This is a genomic window from Arthrobacter sp. 05T45 (genome assembly GCF_056395875.1).
In genome coordinates, this window is record NZ_JBFTKI010000001.1 from 312,088 (window position 1) to 332,407 (window position 20,320).

The window sequence follows — 20,320 nt, forward strand, 5'->3', positions numbered from 1 at the left end:
ATAAGGACCCGAAGTGATAGCGCATCGGGGTTTGTGACGTGTTAGTTGGCCTTGCCGAGGAAGTCCTGCAGGCGGGCGACGCCCGTGGCCAGGTCGTCGTCGCCGAGTGCATAGGACAGGCGCAGGTAGCCGGACGGGCCGAACGCCTCGCCGGGAACCACGGCCACCTCGACCTCGTCCAGGATCAGCGCCGCGAGTTCGGCAGAGGTGGCCGGCCGCACCGGGCCGTTCGCAGACGGGAACTCCTTGCCCAGCAGCGCGCGGACGTCCGCGTACACGTAGAACGCGCCCTTCGGCGTCGGGCAGTCAACGCCGTCAATCGCGTTCAGGCCCGCGACGATCGCCTTGCGGCGGCGGTCAAATGCCACCTTCATCTCATCGACGGCGGTCAGCGGCCCGGACACGGCCGCGAGGGCGGCGACCTGGGGGATGTTGGAGACGTTCGACGTCGCGTGCGACTGCAGGTTGGTGGCGGCCTTGATGACGTCCGCGGGCCCGATCATCCAGCCCACGCGCCAGCCGGTCATGGCATAGGTCTTGGCGACGCCGTTGAGGATGACCACCTTGTCGCCGAGCTCGGGCACCGCGGTGGCGATCGAGGTGAACGGCACGCCGTCGTAGGTCAGGTGTTCGTAGATCTCGTCGGTGACAACCCACAGGCCCTTGGACGCTGCCCACTGGCCGATCTCCTTGACCTGCTCCGGCGAGTACACGGCGCCGGTGGGGTTGGAAGGGGAGACGAAGAGCAGGATCTTGGTGCGCTCGGTGAGGGCCGCTTCCAGCTGGTCCACGGTGACCAGGTAGCCCTGCTCCGGGCCCGCGAACACCTCTACCGGCACGCCGCCGCCCAGCCGGATGGCCTCCGGGTATGTGGTCCAAAACGGGGTAGGAACAATGACCTCGTCGCCCGGATCCAGCAGGGTGGCGAAGGTGTTGTAGACGGCCTGCTTGCCGCCGTTGGTCACCAGCACCTGGGACGCCGCCGCCTGGTAGCCGGAATCCCGGAAGGTCTTGTCCGCGATGGCCTGCTTCAGTTCGGGGAGCCCGCCGGCGGGGGAGTAGCGGTGGTATTTCGGCTGGCTGGCGGCCTCGATGGCGGCCTGCACAATGTAGCCGGGGGTCGGGAAGTCGGGTTCCCCGGCTCCGAAGCCAATGACCGGACGGCCGGCTGCCTTCAGCGCCTTCGCCTTGGCATCGACGGCCAGAGTGGCGGATTCGGCTATGGCGGAAATGCGCTGGGAAATGCGGGCAGCAGACATGGGCGGGTCCGTTCTTCGCTTGCAGCTGGAAGGCTGGATGTGGGATTCGACGAAATCTACTCTATGCTGTTCAGCGGATCCCCCGGGGTGCCTGAACCCGAATGTGACTGACGGCTGTCAGTTGGTTTTCGCAGGCACGCAGGGGTCCGAAGAGGGCCGGTTCGACGTAGACGCAGTTGTTGCGTAGACTGGTTCTCCGGTGTTGAAAACACGATGATGGCCTGCGCCTCAGGGAAGCCTGTGGGACGCATCGGCCGGAGCGGTTTTTCTCCCCGAAGGGTAGTGGCGCAATTGGTAGCGCAGCGGTCTCCAAAACCGCAGGTTGCAGGTTCGAGTCCTGTCTGCCCTGCGCATGCTGTTCCGGATTATCCGGAACCAGCGCAGCAACCATGGTTCAGTTCAGAGCCGGGTATCCGATCATTGCGAGGATGAGTGAGGACCAGGTGACCGAAACAGCTGCCAGCAGCTCCAAAGGCCGCCCCGCCAAGAATGCCGCCAAGCCCGGCTTCTTCGCTCGTATCGCGATCTTCATCCGCCAGGTCATTGGCGAACTGAAGAAGGTCGTCGCACCGACCCGTAAAGAACTGATCAACTACACACTCGTGGTACTGGTGTTCGTGACCATCATGATGGTGATCGTCACCTTGCTGGACCTGGCCTTTGGGACCGCGGTCAGCTGGGTCTTCGGCGGCAGCGGCCCCACGGACAGCTAAGGCGACCGGTCCGCAGACTGCGTGGATGCCCCGGGAAACCGGAGATTCCGCGGGGTGTGCGGAATTGAGTCATTTAAATAGGCATGTTAGGCAATGAGGAAGCAGGAGACCAAGTGTCTGAGCAGGAGCTCGAGGTAACTGAGACTGAGCTGGATAAGAGCCAGGACGCCGCGGTGGAAGCCGCGGAAGAGTCCGAGGCTGTGTCTGCTGCGCCCGAATCCGACGTCACTGACGAGGCCGTAGCCACGGAAACAGAAGCGGCAGACGACGCAGAGGCAGCAGTTGCAGCCGACGCTGACGCCGACGCTGATGAGGCTGACACCGACGCTGATGAGGCTGACGCCGACGTGCTGGCAGCGGCGGCCGCCAAGGCCGACGTCGACCCCGCGGACGAGTTCAAAGCCAAGCTGCGCCGCCAGGAGGGTGACTGGTACGTCATTCACTCCTACGCAGGCTACGAGAACCGCGTCAAGGCCAACCTTGAGACCCGCATCCAGACCCTGGACATGGAAGATTACATCTTCGAAATCCAGGTTCCGATGGAGGAAGTCGTTGAGATCAAGAACGCCCAGCGCAAGGTCATCAACCGTGTCCGCATCCCCGGTTATGTCCTGGTCCGCATGGACCTGACCGACGCTTCCTGGGGTGCCGTCCGCCACACCCCCGGTGTCACCGGCTTCGTGGGCAACGCCCACAACCCGGTCCCGCTGCGCCTCGATGAGGTCTTCTCCATGCTCGCGCCGGTCTTCGAAGAAGAGCAGGCCGAGAAGGGCAAGCCGGTCAAGCACGCCGCCGCCCAGGTCGACGTCGACTTCGAGGTTGGCGAGTCGGTCATCGTCAAGGAAGGCCCGTTCGAGACCCTCCCCGCCACGATCTCCGAGATCAAGATCGATTCCCAGACCCTCGTGGTGCTGGTGTCCATCTTCGAGCGCGAGACTCCGGTCACCCTGGCGTTCAACCAGGTCAGCAAGATCTAGCTTTTCCCCAAGAATTCGCCCCGGGCTGCCCGCTTAGCAGCCACGGAGCGGCCGGCCGCCTTGCCATGGCGGCCACCAACCTGAGGCACGCTCCTGTGCCCCAGGACGTATTTGAGAGAAGGACCTACATTGGCTCCCAAGAAGAAGGTCACCGGCCTCATCAAGCTGCAGATCCAGGCAGGTGCCGCTAACCCGGCCCCGCCGATCGGTCCTGCGCTCGGCCAGCACGGTGTCAACATCATGGAATTCTGCAAGGCGTACAACGCTGCGACGGAAGCCCAGCGCGGCAACGTTATCCCCGTGGAAATCACGGTCTACGAGGACCGTTCCTTCACGTTCATCACCAAGACCCCGCCGGCTGCAGAGCTCATCAAAAAGGCTGCAGGCGTCGCCAAGGGTTCGGCTACCCCGCACACCGTCAAGGTTGCCAAGCTGACCCAGGCCCAGGTCAACGAGATCGCCACCACCAAGATGGAAGACCTCAACGCCACCAGCCTCGAAGGCGCAGCGAAGATCATCGCCGGCACCGCCCGCTCCATGGGTATCACCGTCGAGGGTTAATTCCCCACCGCTGATGCGCCGGGATCGGGAAACCGGTCAAGACGCCGTCAGCACCGCCGGCCAGCCGGCACCACCTAAACAATGAAGAGCGGAATTCCGGAACGGATACACCAGCCGGAATGCCGCCTGTGGCAGGGCCCAGCGCGGTCCGCAGACCACAACTGCACAAGGAGAAATAAGCAGCATGGCAAAGCGCAGCAAAGCATATGAGGCAGCCGCGGCCAAGATCGACGCGGAGAAGTTCTACGCGCCGTTCGAGGCAGTGACGCTCGCCAAGGACACCAACCCGTCCAAGTTCGACGCCACCGTTGAGGTCGCTTTCCGCCTCGGCGTTGACCCGCGTAAGGCCGACCAGATGGTCCGCGGCACCGTCAACCTGCCGCACGGCACCGGTAAGGTCGCCCGCGTCCTCGTCTTCGCAACGGGCGACAAGGCTGAGGCCGCAATCGCGGCCGGCGCCGACTTCGTTGGTTCCGATGACCTGATCGAAAAGATCGCAGGCGGCTGGACCGACTTCGACGCCGCCGTCGCCACCCCTGACCTCATGGGCAAGGTTGGCCGCCTCGGTAAGGTCCTGGGTCCGCGTAACCTGATGCCGAACCCGAAGACCGGCACCGTGACCGCTGACGTCGCCAAGGCCGTCAACGACATCAAGGGCGGCAAGATCGACTTCCGCGTCGACAAGCACTCGAACCTGCACTTCATCATCGGCAAGGTTTCGTTCGACGCCATCAAGCTGGCCGAGAACTACGCAGCCGCACTGGAAGAGGTCCTCCGCCTCAAGCCGTCCGCTTCCAAGGGCCGCTACATCCAGAAGGCCACCGTGGCCACCACGTTCGGCCCGGGCATCTCGGTTGACCCCAACGTCACCAAGGTCCTGACCGAGGTCTAGTCCTCACCGGATCCACGGAACTGCGGCTTCGCTGACGTCGCCGGTTCCAGCCAAAGGCCGTCCCGCAACTGCGGGGCGGCCTTTTGCCGTCCTGCGCCGGGACCCCGTGGCGTGCGAAACGTTTGGCATCCGGGACCCTTGGTGCCGCCGGACTTGCCGGTTAGGCTGTCCCGGTGACTACGCCGTCGTACCTCATCGAGGAACTCTCCCTGCCCGCCAGCCTTGATGCTGCCGACACCGATGCCGCTGATACGGCAGAGTTCCTCGAATTCATGGAACTCTGTGATGAGCTCATCCTGCAGACTTGGGGCAACCTGGACCGGGCATCGTCCGCGGCGGCCCGCCTGCAGTACTGGCGGGACACGGCGTACACCCGGCTGCGGCTCTTCTTCGTCCGCGTCGACGGGCGCATGGCGGCCAACTCCTGGGTCCGCTGTGAACTGCAGGAGAATCTGGGCAGTGCGCTGCTGCACGTGAGCGTCCTGGATGCCTTCGCCGGGCGGGGGATCGGCCGGGCACTGCTGGAGCACGCCGAGGCGCTGGCCTCCGCCGACGGGAGGACCATCCTGCAGACCTTCACCGAGCACCCGGCCGATTTCGACGTCGATGGCACCAACCTCATCAAGCCCGCCACGGGGACCGGAGCGCTGCCCGCCGGCGCGCCGGGCGTCCGCTTCGCCGGAAAAGCCGGCTACCGCCTGGAGCAGGTCGAACGGTTCAGTTCGCTCGACGTCCCGCCCGCCGCGGACCTCGACGCCCTGGAACGGGACGCCCTGGCCCGCGCGGGGGACTATGAGCTGCTGCACTGGACCGATTCCTGCCCGGAGGAACATGCCGCCCAGCTCGCGGTGCTCATGTCCCGCATGAGCACCGATGCCCCCTCCGGTGCGCTGAGTTACGAGCCGGAAATCTGGGACGTCGCCCGGGTCCGCCACGTCGAGGACACCTGGCGGCGCGCCGGCCAGTCCTCCCTCGTGGTGGCGGCACGGCACCGGGCCAGCGGCGAACTGGCCGCCTATACCGTCCTGCAGACAACAGCCGACAAGCCCTGGCTGGCCAACCAGGACGATACCCTCGTCGCTGTGGGCCACCGCGGCCACCGGCTTGGCATGCTCATCAAGATCCGCAACCTGCGCCTGCTGGGGGAGTCCTACCCAGCGGTCCGGCGCGTCCTGACGTACAACGCCGCCGAAAACGACCATATGCTCGGCATCAACATCGCGTTGGGCTTCAGGCCGGCGGGCTACGACGGCGAATGGCAGCGGACCGCTGCCGCCGCGGACGCAGCCACCGGCAATGAGATCCGGAACTGACCAGGCGCCGGCTGGGGCGGAAGCTGCCGGGCGCAGACTGGAGCGGAAACTGCCCTGCGTCACCAATGGAACAGCGGCCCAAACCAGCATATGCTGGCGGTTGAAAGCCCGGTTTGAGCCGGGCCGTACCGATGGTGGGTGGCACAACGGCTGGGAAGATGCCCTCTATGGCAAACGATGTACGGATTGAGCAGCTGTGGATCCCCGATTCCCTTGACGCGCCCGATGCCGCCGACTTTCTCGCCGCCATCGAGGTGGGGCGCAGGGTCCGGATGCAGACCTGGGGCACCGACGACCTCGCCTACGCGCCGCAGGAAAAGCTGCTTGAGATGGCGGACCCCTACGAACGCCAGGTGATCCTCGTCGCCAAGATCGACGGCGTGATTGTCGGGACGGCGGACATCGCCCTGCCGCTCGTGGACAACCTCGATCTCGCCGAATTCACCCTCGACATCCTGCCGGAATTCCGGCGCCAGGGCGTGGGGAGGCAGCTGCTGGCGGCCGCCGAACATTTTGCCCGGGACGAGGGCCGCCACACGATCCTGATCGACACCAACCACCCGGGATCAACCCTGACGGACCCGGAGGCCGAACAGCTCGTGCCCGGCAGCGGTGTCGGGTTCGTCCCGCTGGGCAGCCGTGACGTGGAATTTGCCCGCCACACCGGCTACACCCTGCAGCACATCGAGCAGTTCAGCTCCTGCGCGTTGCCGCTGGACACCAAGCTCGTCGCCGACCTCGAGGCCGAGGCCGAGGAAGCCAATGCCGGCCGCTACCGTCTGCACCACTGGACGGACCGGTGTCCTGACCAGTGGCTCGAGGCCGTCGCCGCGCTGGAAAACCAGGCAGGCGAGGACGAAGTGCCGGGGCCGGATGCCCAGGAAATGGTGTTCGACGGCGGCATCCTCCGGGAAGCGGAGGAAGTCACCATAGCCCAGGGCCGCCGGACGGTGGTCACTGCCGTCGAGCACATCGCCAGCGGAACGCTCGTGGGCCTGACCACCATCAGTGTCCTGGCCCTGCGCCCGGACGTCGTCTTCCAGGACGACACGGTAGTGCTGCAGGAACACCGCGGCAACAAGCTCGGGCTGCTGATCAAGGTCGCCAACATGGAACGGCTCAGCGAACAGTTCCCGGACGCCCGGGTCCTGTACACGTGGAACGCCCCGGAGAACCGCTACCTCCTGAAGGTCAACCAGCAGCTGGGCTTCACGACAGCGGGCGTGACGGGTCTCTGGCAAAAAGAACTCCCCAACTTCGGACCGGCTGTCAGCTGAGGGCTGTTCACCCAGCACTGCCCGCCGGGCCCGATTTGGAACACGCGCGCCGTGTCCCGTAAGCTTGGAGGACCAAAGACCGTCGGTTGTTGGAAATCCACTCTCCCAAGCAAGACTCACTTCTGCAGTCGCGCCGGGAGAGCGCAGTGGATTTCCGGACGAAGGACCCTGAACATAGGGCGGCCGGCGCAGGTGAACGAAGCAAAGCTCCGCGGTCATGGACCGCGTCGAGACAAGCCCCGTGCATCTGCGCGGGGCGTTTTTTAGTTTTTAGCTCTTTTGAGCGGGGACCCGGACATACCGGCACTATCCCCGGAAGGAGGGTTATGGCAACGCCTAGCAAGGTTTCAGCAGTAGCTGAGATCACTAACGATTTCAAGGAATCGAACGCCGCTGTCCTGACCGAATACCGCGGGCTCACCGTTGCACAGCTCAAGCAGCTGCGTGTCTCTCTCGGCCAGGAAACCAAGTTCTCGGTCGTCAAGAACACCCTGACCGCCATTGCAGCCAAGGAAGCTGGTGTCGAAGCATTCGACGGTCAGCTCGCCGGCCCCACTGCAATCGCGTTCATCAAGGGTGACGCAGTTGCAGCTGCCAAGAGCCTGACGGATTTTGCCAAGGCCAACAAGCAGCTGGTCATCAAGACCGGTTACTTCGAGGGCAAGGCACTGAACGCCAGCGAAGTTGCTGCCCTGGCAGCACTCGAGTCCCGTGAGCTGCAGCTCGCCAAGGTTGCAGGGATCCTCAAGGCTCCTGCTGCCGCCGCTGTACGCATCATCGACGCACTGCGCCTCAAGCTTGAAGAAGAGAACGGTGCACCGGCAGCAGCCGAAGCACCCGCCGCTGAAGAAGCTCCCGCAGCAGATGCAGCAGCCGAGGCCGAAGCACCGGCCGAAGCCGCAGCCCCCGAAGAGAACTAGTCCTCTTCTCCATAAGACTCCGGTGCGACAGCGAGCCTCAGGGCCGCAGCGCACCACTATAGGAAGGACGCCACACCATGGCGAAGCTCACCAACGAAGAGCTCATTGAAGCTTTCAAGGAACTGACCATCATCGAGCTCTCCGAGTTCGTCAAGCTCTTCGAAGAGACCTTCGAAGTTACTGCTGCTGCCGTTGCCGTTGCCGGCCCCGCCGCTGCTGCAGAAGAAGCTGAAGAGAAGACTGACTTCGACGTCATCCTCGAAGCTGCTGGCGACAAGAAGATCGCAGTGATCAAGGAAGTTCGCGCCATCACCTCCCTGGGCCTCAAGGAAGCCAAGGACCTGGTTGACAGCGCACCCAAGGCTGTTCTCGAAGGCGCCACCAAGGAAGCTGCCGAGAAGGCAAAGGCTCAGCTCGAAGAAGCTGGCGCCCGCGTTACCCTCAAGTAACACCCGCCGTCCGGATCCATCGCGGTCCGCACTGCTCAAAGGAAACCCCGTCCACTCAGTGGGCGGGGTTTCCTGCGTTCCCGGACCGGAATCCACGCTGGCTGGAGCGCTCCCGTCGCCCGGGATGAACGGCGTCCAAGGATTTGGCAAAGTTTTTCTGATACCCCTGTCGCAGTTTTAAAGCCGCCCCTAGACTGTGGATTTGTGCCCACCGGCCCCTACGTTCAGGAGTTCACCCACCATGCCGAACCCACACGATGCACCCTCCCGCCGCGCGATGCTCACAGCCGCCCTCGTCGGCGGCAGCGCTGCCGCAGCCGCACTGGCGGGAGCCCCCGCAGCCCAGGCCGCTGGCGAACGGGCGGCCACGGGCGGGCCGGACGGCAAGGAGCACTTCACGCTTACAGTGCTCGGCACCACAGATCTGCACAACAACGTCTTCAACTGGGACTACTTCAAGAACGTGCCCTATGCCGACGCCGTCGGGAACAAGATCGGGATTGCCCAGGCTGCCACCCTGATCAACGCAATGCGGGCCGAGCGCGGAGCGGCGAACACCTTGACCATCGACGCCGGGGACACCATCCAGGGCACGCCCCTGGCCTACTACTTCGCCAAAATCCAGCCCATCTCGGCCACCGTGAAACACCCCATGGCGCTGGCCATGAACGCGATCGGCTATGACGCCGCGGGGCTGGGAAACCACGAGTTCAACTACGGCATTCCACTGCTGCGCACCTGGGAGAAGCAGCTGGACTTTCCGCTCCTGGGCGCCAACGTGCACGACGCCGTCTCGGGCCAGCGCGCCTTCACGCCGTACGTCCTGAAGCGGGTCAAGACGGACAACGGCTGGGTGACGGTGGGCCTGGTCGGGTTCGTGACGCCCGGCTGCGCCCTCTGGGACCGCGACAACGTCCAAGGCAGGCTCGATTTCAACGGCATCGTCGAAGAGGCCAAAGCTGTCATTCCGCAGGTGAAGGCCGCCGGCGCGGACATCGTCATTGTCACGAGCCATTCCGGGGCGACTCCGGGGTCTTCCTACGGCGACGCCCTGCCGTTCCCGGAGAACGCCTCCACCCAGCTGGCGGAGGAAGTGCCCGGCATTGACGCCATCCTGGTCGGGCACGCCCACCTGGAGATCCCCGAGCGTTTCGTCACCAACAAGGCCACCGGCAAGCAGGTGCTCCTGACCGAGCCGCTCAAGTGGGGCATGCGGGTATCTGTCATGGACCTCGAGCTCGCCAAGGTGCAGGGGCGGTGGGCCGTCACGTCGGCGCATTCGCACTTGCTGGACGCCAAGACTGTGAACCCGGATCCCGCCGTCGTCCGGGCCGTGCAGGCCGGGCATGAGGCCACGGTGAACTACGTCAATGAGGTCATCGGAACCTCCACGGCACCGCTCAGCACGGCCACCGCCTGCTGGGAGGACTCCGCAGCGATCGACGCCATCAACTACGTCCAGGCGAGCACCATCAAGGCTGAGCTGGCCAACGGTCCTGCGGCCGGGCTGCCCGTGCTGTCCATTGCCGCGGCCTTCTCCCGCGCCGTTGATGTCAAGGCCGGGGCACTCACCATCCGCGACGTCGCAGGGCTGTACATCTTCGACAACACGCTGCTCTCCGTCAAGGTCACTGGCGCGCAGGTCAAGGCATACCTGGAGTGGTCCGCCCAGTACTTCAAACCGGTGACCGCTACCACAGCCAGGGCCCAGGACGTCACCAATGCCGTGACCGCCACGGCACCGAACGGCACGCCGGACTACAACTACGACGTTGTCTACGGCCTGGACGCGCCGCTGAACTACGAGATCGACCTCGCCCGGCCGGCAGGGGACCGGATCGTCAAGCTGACCTACGGTGGCGAGCCGCTGCGGCTCGAGCAGGAATTCGCGCTGGCCATCAACAACTACCGGCAGAGCGGGGGCGGCAACTTCCCGGCCGTGAAGAGCGCGCCCGTGCTGTCCAACAGCCAGCAGGAGATCCGGCAGCGCATCATCGACTACGTCGTGGACCGCGGGACCTTGGACGTCGCCGTGTTCAGCCAGGCCAACTGGCGCCTCACCGTCAACGGGACGCCATTGACGGTCACCGCCTAACTCCAACTCCAACAACAACGCGGAGTCACTTTGCGCCCATCCCGGCGGTCGGGATGGGCTCCAAGTGACCCCGCGTTGTTGTTAACCCGGGCGCGCTAGTTGGGTTCAGTGATGTCGGCGACGACGGCGCCCAGCGCCGCCGTCAGGGCATCCGCGTCCACGAACGCGCTGTAGCCATGTTCCCCTGCGCCCATGGAGATCCGCCGGCCCGTGATGGTCTGGTCGGCGTAGACGGGCCAGGGGCGGATGCTGCCGAGCGGCGTGATGGTCCCGCGCTCGTACCCGGTGGCCTCGAAAGCCGTATCCGCCGCCGGCAGCGAGAGCTTGTTGACGCCCAGCAGCGCCCGCAGCTTGGGCCAGGAAATCTGGCGGTCTCCGGGGACCAGCGCGAACAGGAAACTGCCGTCCTTGTGCTTGACCACGAGCGACTTCACGATATCCGCGGGCCGGATCCCGAGGATACCGGCCGCCTCCTCAAGGCTGCGGGCGGCGAGGCGTTCGACGATCTCCACGTCCAGCCCCCGCGCCGCGGCGTCGGCGAGGAACCGTTCGCGGCCGCTGGTTGTTTTCTGCTCTGGCATCGCGTCAAACCTTCCTGACTCCTGGCGGCTGTTTCCGGTCCGCCCGGCCGCCCTGTGGTCCGGGCCCGCCCGGCCCGCCGGTTACCGGTCTTAGTCGCGGTACAGCAGCAGCGCTTCGCCCTGGCCGCCGCCGCCGCACAGGGACACGGCTGCCTTGCCGGTACCCCGGCGCTTGAGTTCGTGGGCCGCGTGCAGGGCCAGCCGGGCCCCGGAGGCCCCGATCGGGTGGCCCAGGGCGATGGCCCCGCCATGGATGTTGCACTGCTCCAGCGGATAGTTGAGGTCCTTCAGGGACTGCACCGCGACGGAGCCGAAAGCCTCGTTGATTTCGATGAAGTCGAGGTCCGCGGCGGACCAGCCGGCCTTGTCCAGGGCGTTCTTGATGGCGTTCGACGGCTGGGAATGCAGCGAGTTGTCCGGACCGGCGACCTGGCCCGGCTTGCCGACCACCGCGAGATACTCGAGGCCGTTGTCCTCGGCGAACTTCCGGCTGCTCAGCACCAGGGCGGCAGCGCCGTCGGACAGGGGAGAGGAGTTGCCGGCGGTGATGGTTCCGTCCGTGACGAACGCCGCGCGCAGGCCGGCCAGCGACTCGACGGTCGTGTCGGGCCGGATGCCCTCGTCGGAGGTGACGGCGATCGGATCGCCCTTGCGCTGCTTGACGCTCATCGGGGCGATCTCGCCGTCGAAGACGCCGTCCTTCGCGGCCCGGGCGGCACGCTGGTGCGACTGGGCCGCCACCTCGTCCTGGGAGGCCCGGTCAATGCCGAGGGTCAGGTTCTTGCTCTCGGTCGACAGTCCCATGGACTGCCCGTCGAAGGCGTCGGTCAGGCCGTCGTGCGCGGCCACGTCCAGGGCCTGGACCGTGCCGTACGCCCAGCCCTGCCGGGAACCGGGCAGCACGTGAGGTGCGCGGGTCATGGACTCCTGGCCGCCGGCGACCACCACCGTGGCGTCCCCGCTGCGGATCATCCGGGCGGCGTCGATCACGGCGGTGAGGCCCGAGAGGCAGACCTTGTTGATGGTCACCGTCGGCACGTTCCAGCCGATGCCGGCGCCGATGGCGCTCTGGCGCGCAGGGTTCTGGCCCGCGCCGGCCTGCAGGACCTGGCCGATGATCACGCTGTCCACCTGGTCGGCCTTGACGCCGCTGGCGGCCAGGGCCGCGCGGATGGCGTGGGTGCCGAGCTCGACGGCGGTGAAGCTGGCCAGCTGCCCGTTCAGGCGCCCCTGGGGGGTGCGGGCTGCGGCGAGAATGACAACATCGTTGTTGTCTGCAGGATTGCTCATGGTGTTTTCTTCCGATCTTCTTTCGACTTATGTCTACGTTATCGTGAGCCCCGTCACCTATCCATTCGGCAGGGCGGACACCGTCGCCGCGAGGAGTCGGGGAAATTCCGCCAAACTTCGTGCTTGCAATCCCGCCGGAAGTGGGGTAGACAAGTAGGTTGCTTTGCCGTATCGTAGATATTTGCGTCTTCCCTGTTTACCTTCAGCCTTCATATAGCGGTGGGCTTAGCCTGACAGCTGTTCCATCAATGTGCCGTCTACCACGTGCACCAGCTATGGACAGCGCGGGTCCCGGGTCATATAGCGGAACCGGACTGGTAGCGCTGCGGAGTCATTCTGCAGAGTGCATAACGGGGGAGATCTGACAACGCCTGAAGGTCTGTGGAAGGATCCCTCTTGGTCGCCTCGAGCACCTCTAATGTAAACAACGCTACCGCTATCAATGCCGACAGCACCGACGGTGCAACCCGCCGGCTCTCATTCGCAAAGATTCACGAACCCCTTGATGTTCCGAATCTGCTCGCCCTGCAAACCGACAGCTTTGACTGGCTGGTCGGGAACGAACGCTGGCAGGCGCGCGTTGCGAAGGCCGTCGAAGAAGGCGACCTCAGCGTCGCCACCTCCTCGGGTCTGTCCGACATCTTCGAAGAGATCTCCCCGATCGAAGACTTCCAGGGCACCATGTCCCTGAGCTTCTCCGAGCCGGAGTTCGCTGACCCCAAATACACCATGGCTGAGTGCAAGGACCGGGACGCAACGTACTCGGCTCCGCTGTACGTCAAGGCCGAGTTCATGAACAACAACACGGGCGAAATCAAGCAGCAGACCGTGTTCATGGGTGACTTCCCGCTGATGACCGAGAAGGGCACCTTCGTCGTCAACGGCACCGAGCGTGTCGTCGTCTCCCAGCTGGTCCGCTCGCCGGGCGCCTACTTTGAGCGCACCGCCGACAAGACCAGCGACAAGGACATCTTCACCGCGAAGATCATCCCCTCCCGCGGCGCCTGGTTCGAGCTCGAAATCGACAAGCGCGACCAGGTCGGCGTCCGTCTTGACCGCAAGCGCAAGCAGTCCGTCACCGTGCTGCTGAAGGCCCTCGGCTGGACCGAAGGCCAGATCCTCGAGGAATTCGGCCAGTACGACTCCATGCGCGCCACGCTGGAGAAGGACGCCACCGAGACCCGCGAAGACGCGTTGCTGGACATCTACCGGAAGCTGCGACCGGGCGAGCCGCCCACGGTTGAGGCTGCCCAGTCCCTGCTGGACAACCTGTACTTCAACTCCAAGCGCTACGATCTGGCCAAGGTCGGCCGTTACAAGATCAACCGCAAGCTTGGCATCGACCGCTCCCTTGGCGACAAGGAAGCTTCGGTCCTGCACGTTGAAGACATCGTGGCCATGATCAAGTTCCTGGTTGCGCTGCACGCCGGCGAGAAGACCCTCATGGGCAAGCGCGACGGCCAGGACCACGAGCTCCGCGTCGAGATCGATGACATCGACCACTTCGGCAACCGCCGCATCCGCGCCGTCGGCGAGCTCATCGAGAACCAGGTCCGCACCGGCCTGTCCCGCATGGAGCGCGTTGTCCGCGAACGCATGACGACCCAGGACGTCGAGGCCATCACGCCGCAGACCCTGATCAACATCCGTCCCGTCGTGGCAGCCATCAAGGAGTTCTTCGGAACTTCCCAGCTGTCCCAGTTCATGGACCAGAACAACCCGCTCTCGGGTCTGACCCACAAGCGCCGCCTGTCCGCGCTTGGCCCGGGTGGTCTGTCCCGTGACCGTGCCGGCATGGAAGTTCGTGACGTGCACCCGTCCCACTACGGACGTATGTGCCCCATCGAAACTCCTGAAGGCCCGAACATTGGTCTGATCGGTTCGCTGGCTTCCTACGGACGCATCAACCCGTTCGGTTTCATCGAAACCCCGTACCGCCTTGTCGCCGAGGGTGTCGTCTCCGATGAGGTCAAGTACCTCACGGCCGACGACGAAGCCGAGGTCCTGATCGCACAGGCCAACGCACCGCTCGACGAGAACAAGCGTTTCGCGGAAGAGACCGTCCTGGTCCGTGCCCGCGGTGGTGGAGGCGAGCCTGTGCTGGTTCCCGCCGCCGACGTCGAGTTCATGGACGTTTCCCCGCGCCAGATGGTGTCTGTGGCTACCGCCCTGATCCCGTTCCTCGAGCATGACGATGCCAACCGTGCACTCATGGGTGCCAACATGCAGCGCCAGGCCGTGCCGCTGGTCCGTTCCGAGGCACCGTTCGTCGGTACCGGCATGGAGCGCGCCGCAGCCGTCGACGCCGGTGACGTTGTCATCGCCAAGAAGGCCGGTGTGGTTACCGAGGTCTCCGCTGAGCTGGTCATCATGCTCAACGACGACGGTACGGAAACCAACTACCGCATCAACAAGTTCGCCCGTTCCAACCAGGGCAACTGCTACAACCACCGTGTCCTGGTAAGCGAAGGCCAGCGCCTGGAGGTCGGCGGCATCATCGCTGACGGCCCGGCAACGGACCAGGGCGAGCTCGCCCTCGGTAAGAACCTGCTCGTGGCATTCATGTCATGGGAAGGCCACAACTTCGAGGATGCCATCATCCTCTCCCAGCGCATCGTGGCCGAGGACGTCCTGTCCTCGATCCACATCGAGGAGCACGAGATCGATGCCCGCGACACCAAGCTTGGTGCCGAGGAAATCACCCGTGACATCCCGAACGTGTCTGAGGAAGTCCTGGCAGGCCTGGACGAGCGCGGCATCATCCACATCGGTGCCGAGGTTGAGGCCGGCGACATCCTGGTCGGTAAGGTCACCCCCAAGGGCGAGACCGAGCTGACCCCGGAAGAGCGCCTGCTGCGCGCCATCTTCGGTGAGAAGTCCCGCGAAGTGCGCGACACCTCCCTGAAGGTGCCGCACGGCGAGTCCGGCACCGTGATCGGTGTCCGCGTCTTCGACCGCGACAACGACGACGAGCTGCCCCCGGGCGTCAACCAGCTGGTGCGCGTCTACGTCGCTGCCAAGCGCAAGATCACCGACGGCGACAAGCTTGCCGGCCGCCACGGCAACAAGGGTGTTATCTCCAAGATCCTTCCGATCGAGGACATGCCCTTCCTTGCCGACGGCACCCCCGTTGATATCGTCCTGAACCCGCTGGGTGTTCCGGGCCGCATGAACGTCGGCCAGGTGCTGGAAACGCACCTCGGCTGGGTTGCCAAGACCGGCTGGAAGATCGAGGGCGAGCCCGAGTGGGTCAAGCAGCTGCCGAACCTGCCGCGCGAGAGTGGCCAGACCACTGTGGCGACGCCGGTCTTCGACGGTGCGCGTGAAGAGGAAATCACGGGCCTGCTCGATTCCACCAACGTCACCCGCGACGGCGACCGCCTGATCAACTCTTCCGGCAAGACCCGTCTGTTCGACGGCCGCTCCGGCGAGCCGTTCCCGGATCCGATCTCGGTCGGCTACATGTACATCCTGAAGCTCCACCACCTGGTGGACGACAAGATCCACGCCCGCTCCACCGGCCCGTACTCCATGATCACGCAGCAGCCGCTGGGTGGTAAGGCACAGTTCGGTGGCCAGCGCTTCGGTGAAATGGAAGTGTGGGCGCTCGAAGCTTACGGCGCCGCGTACACGCTCCAGGAACTGCTGACGATCAAGTCGGATGATATCCACGGTCGTGTGAAGGTCTACGAAGCCATCGTCAAGGGCGAGAACATCCCCGAGCCGGGCGTTCCTGAGTCCTTCAAGGTCTTGATCAAGGAAATGCAGTCGCTGTGCCTGAACGTGGAAGTGCTTTCCACGGACGGAACCACAATTGAAATGCGTGACTCTGATGACGCAGTCTTCACGGCTGCGGAAGAACTGGGCATCGATCTGTCTCGTGCAGAGCCCAGTTCCGTAGAAGAGGTTTAGCAGGGGGTTTACGACGGCGGGTTCGCACTCGCCGTCGTAAGCCACCTCCCTCTTCCCGTAACCCAAGACTTCAGAATTTAGAGAACAAGAGAGAACAGGGACCATATGTCCAGCGAATCCTCCTTCGGCCTCATGCAGATCGGCCTCGCCACCGCGGAAGACATCCGTGGCTGGTCGTACGGCGAGGTTAAGAAGCCGGAAACCATCAACTACCGCACGCTCAAGCCCGAGAAGGACGGCCTCTTCTGCGAGAAGATCTTCGGCCCGTCCCGCGACTGGGAATGCTACTGCGGTAAGTACAAGCGCGTGCGCTTCAAGGGCATCATCTGCGAGCGGTGTGGCGTTGAGGTCACCCGTGCGAAGGTCCGCCGTGAGCGCATGGGCCATATCGAACTCGCCGCCCCGGTCACGCACATCTGGTACTTCAAGGGTGTTCCCTCCCGCCTGGGCTACCTCCTTGACCTGGCACCGAAGGACCTCGAAAAGGTCATCTACTTCGCCGCCTACATGATCACGAGCGTCGACGCCGACAGCCGCCACGAAGAACTGCCCAACCTCCAGGTTGAGCACGACATCGAGAAGAAGCAGCTGATCGACAACCGCGACTCGGACATCGCCACGATCGCCCGCGACCTTGAGAACGAGCTTGCCCGTCTCGAAGGCGAAGGCGCGAAGGCTGCCGACAAGAAGAAGGCCCGCGACTCCGCTGACCGCCAGATGGCGAACGTCCGCAAGCGTGCCGACGCCGAAATCGAGCGCCTCGAGCAGGTCTGGGACCGCTTCAAGAACCTCAAGGTCGCCGACCTCGAAGGTGACGAAGGCCTGTACCGCGAACTGCGCGACCGCTACGGCATGTACTTCGAAGGCTCCATGGGTGCCGAGGCCATCAAGAAGCGTCTTGAGAACTTCGACATGCAGGCCGAGTCGGACATGCTGCGCGACATCATCGCCAACGGCAAGGGCCAGCGCAAGACCCGTGCCCTGAAGCGGCTCAAGGTGGTCAACGCGTTCCTGACGACCAACAACAGCCCGCTCGGCATGGTGCTGGACGCCGTCCCGGTGATCCCGCCGGAACTGCGCCCGATGGTCCAGCTGGACGGTGGCCGCTTCGCGACCTCCGACCTCAACGACCTCTACCGCCGCGTGATCAACCGCAACAACCGCCTCAAGCGCCTGCTTGACCTCGGTGCTCCGGAGATCATCGTCAACAACGAGAAGCGCATGCTTCAGGAAGCTGTTGACAGCCTCTTCGACAACGGCCGCCGCGGCCGTCCGGTCACCGGACCGGGCAACCGTCCGCTGAAGTCCCTGAGCGACATGCTCAAGGGCAAGCAGGGCCGTTTCCGCCAGAACCTCCTCGGCAAGCGCGTCGACTACTCCGGCCGTTCGGTCATCGTCGTCGGCCCGCAGCTGAAGCTGCACCAGTGTGGTCTGCCCAAGCAGATGGCCCTGGAGCTCTTCAAGCCGTTCGTGATGAAGCGCCTGGTGGACCTCAACCACGCCCAGAACATCAAGTCGGCCAAGCGCATGGTGGAGCGTTACCGTCCGCAGGTCTGGGACGTCCTCGAAGAGATCATCACCGAGCACCCCGTGCTGCTGAACCGTGCACCTACCCTGCACCGTCTCGGTATCCAGGCGTTCGAGCCGCAGCTTGTTGAAGGCAAGGCAATCCAGCTGCACCCGCTGGTTTGTGGCGCTTTCAACGCCGACTTCGACGGCGACCAGATGGCAGTCCACCTGCCGCTGAGCCCCGAGGCCCAGGCCGAGGCCCGCATCCTGATGCTCTCCTCGAACAACATCCTGAAGCCGTCTGACGGCCGCCCGGTGACCCTGCCGTCGCAGGATATGATCATCGGTCTCTACCACCTGACCACCAAGCGTGTCGGTTCAGCTGGCGAAGGCCGGATCTTCTCCTCGGTCGCGGAAGCCATCATGGCCTACGACCTTCACGAGCTGCACCTGAACTCCAAGGTCAAGATCCGGCTCGAGGGCTTCGTGCCCTACGCCGGCTGGGAAGCCCCGGAGGGCTGGGAGCCCGGTCAGATGGCACTGGTCGAGACCTCCCTCGGCCAGGTCATCTTCAACCAGACGCTGCCCGCGGATTACCCGTGGGTTGAGGATGTTGCCGACAAGGGCGAGCTGTCCCGGATCGTCAACGACCTCGCCGAGCGCTACCCGAAGGTGATCACGGCGGCAACGCTGGACAACCTGAAGGATGCCGGTTTCTACTGGGCCACCCGCTCCGGCGTGACCGTTGCCATCTCCGACATCGAGGTGCCCACGGACAAGCCGCGGATCCTCGCCGGTTACGAGACCATGGCCGCCAAGATCCAGGGCCAGTACGACAAGGGCCTGATCGACGACGACGAGCGTCGCCAGGAACTGATCGAGATCTGGAACAAGGCAACGAACGAGATCGCCCAGGCGATGCGTGACAGCCTGTCCCCGATGAACACGATCAACCGCATGGTGTCCTCGGGCGCACGTGGTAACTGGATGCAGGTCCGTCAGATCGCGGGTATCCGTGGCCTGGTGGCCAACCCTAAGGGTGAAATCATCCCGCGTCCGATCAAGTCCTCCTACCGCGAGGGCCTCTCGGTGCTGGAATACTTCATCGCCACGCACGGTGCCCGTAAGGGTCTGGCTGACACCGCCCTGCGTACCGCCAACTCGGGTTACCTGACCCGTCGTCTGGTGGACGTGTCGCAGGACGTCATTGTCCGCGAAGAGGACTGCGGTACCGAGCGCGGCCTGATGACCGCCATCGCGGTGGCCGACGCCAACGGCGTCCTCGTCCTGGACGAGAACGTCGAGAACAGCGCCTACGCCCGCACCCTGGCCGTCGACGTCGTCGACTCCAAGGGCAAGGTCCTGGCAGCTGCCGGCACCGACTGCGGCGACGTCGTCATTGCCGAACTGTTCGCAGCCGGCATCACCGAGGTCAAGGTCCGCTCCGTACTCACCTGTGAGTCCAGCGTCGGCACCTGCGCCCTGTGCTACGGCCGTTCGCTGGCCACTGGCAAGACCGTCGACATCGGTGAGGCCGTGGGCATCATTGCCGCGCAGTCCATCGGTGAGCCGGGTACCCAGCTGACCATGCGTACGTTCCACACCGGTGGTGCTGTTTCCGCCAGCGGTGGCGACGACATCACCCAGGGTCTGCCCCGTATCCAGGAGCTCTTCGAAGCCCGTACTCCGAAGGGTGTCGCACCGATTGCTGAAGCAGCCGGCCGCATCACCATCGAAGAGTCCGAGCGCCAGATGCGCCTGGTCATCACCCCGGATGACGGATCTGAAGAGATCGCCTACCCGGTGCTGCGCCGTTCACGTCTTCTCATCGAAGACGGCGATCACGTCAGCGTTGGCCAGAAGCTCATCAACGGCCCGGTCGACCCCAAGCAGGTGCTGCGCATCATGGGTCCCCGTGCCGCGCAGAAGTTCCTGGTGGACGAAGTCCAGGGCGTGTACCGCAGCCAGGGCATCGGTATCCACGACAAGCACGTCGAGGTTATCGTCCGCCAGATGCTGCGCCGCGTCACGGTCATCGAGTCCGGCGAATCGGATCTGCTGCCCGGCGAGCTCGCCGAACGCAGCCGTTTCGAAGAGGCCAACCGCCGCGTTGTGTCCGAGGGCAAGACGCCGGCATCCGGGCGTCCCGAGCTCATGGGCATCACCAAGGCGTCCCTGGCGACCGAGTCCTGGCTGTCCGCAGCTTCCTTCCAGGAGACCACCCGCGTCCTGACGCAGGCGGCCATGGAAGGCAAGAGCGATCCGCTGCTCGGCCTCAAGGAAAACGTCATCATCGGTAAGCTCATCCCGGCCGGCACGGGTCTCCCGCGCTACACCGAGGTCACCGTGGAACCCACTGAAGAAGCAAAGGCCAACCTGTTCACCGGCCCCAGCGCATTCAGTGACTTCTCCTACGACTCGCTGGGCGGCGACGGAGCTCCCGAGTTCCACGCCATCCCGCTGGATGACTACGATCTCGGCAGCGACTTCCGCTGAGCTGAGTGACTGACAGGCCCCGTTCCCACCTCGGTGGGGGCGGGGCCTTTCCAGTGGTAAAACCCCGCCGATTAAG

14 protein-coding genes and 1 tRNA gene are annotated in these 20,320 nt (G+C 64.6%); 12 read left to right on the top strand and 3 right to left on the bottom strand.

The annotated features are described in order from the left end of the window. Positions 1 to 41 precede the first annotated feature (41 nt). Complete coding sequence (locus tag AC1DGD_RS01495; protein WP_230008956.1) at positions 42 to 1,259, bottom strand: pyridoxal phosphate-dependent aminotransferase; 1,218 nt, start codon at positions 1,257 to 1,259, stop codon at positions 42 to 44. Between the two features lie 276 nt (positions 1,260 to 1,535). Between AC1DGD_RS01495 and AC1DGD_RS01500 the strand changes: the two genes are divergently transcribed. From AC1DGD_RS01500 to AC1DGD_RS01545, 10 genes are all read left to right on the top strand, one after another. Beyond that, positions 1,536 to 1,608 (top strand) — tRNA-Trp (locus tag AC1DGD_RS01500). A 79-nt stretch (positions 1,609 to 1,687) separates the two neighbouring features. Beyond that, positions 1,688 to 1,972 carry a preprotein translocase subunit SecE gene (gene secE, locus AC1DGD_RS01505; protein WP_028276538.1) on the top strand — a complete coding sequence of 95 codons (285 nt, stop codon included), beginning with the start codon at positions 1,688 to 1,690 and terminating at the stop codon, positions 1,970 to 1,972. Between the two features lie 113 nt (positions 1,973 to 2,085). After that, positions 2,086 to 2,949 carry a transcription termination/antitermination protein NusG gene (gene nusG, locus AC1DGD_RS01510; protein ID WP_476855685.1) on the top strand — a complete coding sequence of 288 codons (864 nt, stop codon included), beginning with the start codon at positions 2,086 to 2,088 and terminating at the stop codon, positions 2,947 to 2,949. A gap of 129 nt (positions 2,950 to 3,078) precedes the next feature. Next, positions 3,079 to 3,510: a 50S ribosomal protein L11 gene (rplK, locus tag AC1DGD_RS01515; RefSeq protein ID WP_018773647.1), complete on the top strand. Its 432-nt coding sequence runs from the start codon at positions 3,079 to 3,081 to the stop codon at positions 3,508 to 3,510. A gap of 184 nt (positions 3,511 to 3,694) precedes the next feature. Continuing rightward, a complete protein-coding gene (gene rplA, locus AC1DGD_RS01520; protein ID WP_018773648.1) occupies positions 3,695 to 4,402 on the top strand; it encodes a 50S ribosomal protein L1 in 708 nt (235 codons plus the stop codon). A 173-nt stretch (positions 4,403 to 4,575) separates the two neighbouring features. Next, positions 4,576 to 5,715 carry a GNAT family N-acetyltransferase gene (locus AC1DGD_RS01525; RefSeq protein ID WP_476855686.1) on the top strand — a complete coding sequence of 380 codons (1,140 nt, stop codon included), beginning with the start codon at positions 4,576 to 4,578 and terminating at the stop codon, positions 5,713 to 5,715. Positions 5,716 to 5,882: 167 nt separating this feature from the next. Beyond that, complete coding sequence (locus tag AC1DGD_RS01530) at positions 5,883 to 6,992, top strand: GNAT family N-acetyltransferase (RefSeq protein ID WP_028276541.1); 1,110 nt, start codon at positions 5,883 to 5,885, stop codon at positions 6,990 to 6,992. Positions 6,993 to 7,318: 326 nt separating this feature from the next. Further along, positions 7,319 to 7,912 carry a 50S ribosomal protein L10 gene (gene rplJ, locus AC1DGD_RS01535; protein ID WP_028276542.1) on the top strand — a complete coding sequence of 198 codons (594 nt, stop codon included), beginning with the start codon at positions 7,319 to 7,321 and terminating at the stop codon, positions 7,910 to 7,912. A gap of 77 nt (positions 7,913 to 7,989) precedes the next feature. After that, positions 7,990 to 8,361, top strand: a complete 372-nt coding sequence (gene rplL, locus AC1DGD_RS01540; RefSeq protein WP_028276543.1) for a 50S ribosomal protein L7/L12 — start codon at positions 7,990 to 7,992, stop codon at positions 8,359 to 8,361. A 241-nt stretch (positions 8,362 to 8,602) separates the two neighbouring features. Continuing rightward, positions 8,603 to 10,456, top strand: coding sequence for a bifunctional metallophosphatase/5'-nucleotidase (locus AC1DGD_RS01545; protein ID WP_476855687.1), 1,854 nt, complete (start codon positions 8,603 to 8,605; stop codon positions 10,454 to 10,456). Positions 10,457 to 10,551: 95 nt separating this feature from the next. Here AC1DGD_RS01545 and AC1DGD_RS01550 read toward each other — a convergent pair whose 3' ends face one another. Together AC1DGD_RS01550 and AC1DGD_RS01555 are read right to left on the bottom strand one after the other, a co-directional pair. Further along, the gene (locus tag AC1DGD_RS01550; protein WP_223913811.1) at positions 10,552 to 11,037 is read right to left on the bottom strand and encodes an aminoacyl-tRNA deacylase; all 486 of its coding nucleotides are present in this window, start codon (positions 11,035 to 11,037) and stop codon (positions 10,552 to 10,554) included. Between the two features lie 90 nt (positions 11,038 to 11,127). Beyond that, the gene (locus AC1DGD_RS01555; RefSeq protein ID WP_459385405.1) at positions 11,128 to 12,327 is read right to left on the bottom strand and encodes an acetyl-CoA C-acetyltransferase; all 1,200 of its coding nucleotides are present in this window, start codon (positions 12,325 to 12,327) and stop codon (positions 11,128 to 11,130) included. 396 nt (positions 12,328 to 12,723) lie between these two features. Between AC1DGD_RS01555 and rpoB the strand changes: the two genes are divergently transcribed. After that, positions 12,724 to 16,239 (top strand): DNA-directed RNA polymerase subunit beta, encoded by a 3,516-nt coding sequence (gene rpoB, locus AC1DGD_RS01560; RefSeq protein ID WP_028275121.1) that lies wholly within the window; start codon positions 12,724 to 12,726, stop codon positions 16,237 to 16,239. 105 nt (positions 16,240 to 16,344) lie between these two features. Continuing rightward, on the top strand, positions 16,345 to 20,244 hold the full coding sequence (locus AC1DGD_RS01565) for a DNA-directed RNA polymerase subunit beta' (RefSeq protein WP_223913813.1): 3,900 nt from the start codon (positions 16,345 to 16,347) through the stop codon (positions 20,242 to 20,244). The last annotated feature ends 76 nt before the right edge of the window (positions 20,245 to 20,320 follow it).

Excerpts from the sequence above, each read along its gene's own strand:
- AC1DGD_RS01555 (WP_459385405.1), bottom strand. The coding sequence starts at position 12,327 with ATGAGCAATCCTGCAGACAACAACGATGTTGTCATTCTCGCCGCAGCC.
- AC1DGD_RS01495 (WP_230008956.1), bottom strand. The coding sequence starts at position 1,259 with ATGTCTGCTGCCCGCATTTCCCAGCGCATTTCCGCCATAGCCGAATCC.
- AC1DGD_RS01550 (WP_223913811.1), bottom strand. The coding sequence starts at position 11,037 with ATGCCAGAGCAGAAAACAACCAGCGGCCGCGAACGGTTCCTCGCCGAC.
- rplJ (WP_028276542.1), top strand. The coding sequence starts at position 7,319 with ATGGCAACGCCTAGCAAGGTTTCAGCAGTAGCTGAGATCACTAACGAT.
- rplA (WP_018773648.1), top strand. The coding sequence starts at position 3,695 with ATGGCAAAGCGCAGCAAAGCATATGAGGCAGCCGCGGCCAAGATCGAC.
- AC1DGD_RS01565 (WP_223913813.1), top strand. The coding sequence starts at position 16,345 with ATGTCCAGCGAATCCTCCTTCGGCCTCATGCAGATCGGCCTCGCCACC.
- rplL (WP_028276543.1), top strand. The coding sequence starts at position 7,990 with ATGGCGAAGCTCACCAACGAAGAGCTCATTGAAGCTTTCAAGGAACTG.
- AC1DGD_RS01545 (WP_476855687.1), top strand. The coding sequence starts at position 8,603 with ATGCCGAACCCACACGATGCACCCTCCCGCCGCGCGATGCTCACAGCC.
- AC1DGD_RS01530 (WP_028276541.1), top strand. The coding sequence starts at position 5,883 with ATGGCAAACGATGTACGGATTGAGCAGCTGTGGATCCCCGATTCCCTT.
- secE (WP_028276538.1), top strand. The coding sequence starts at position 1,688 with ATGAGTGAGGACCAGGTGACCGAAACAGCTGCCAGCAGCTCCAAAGGC.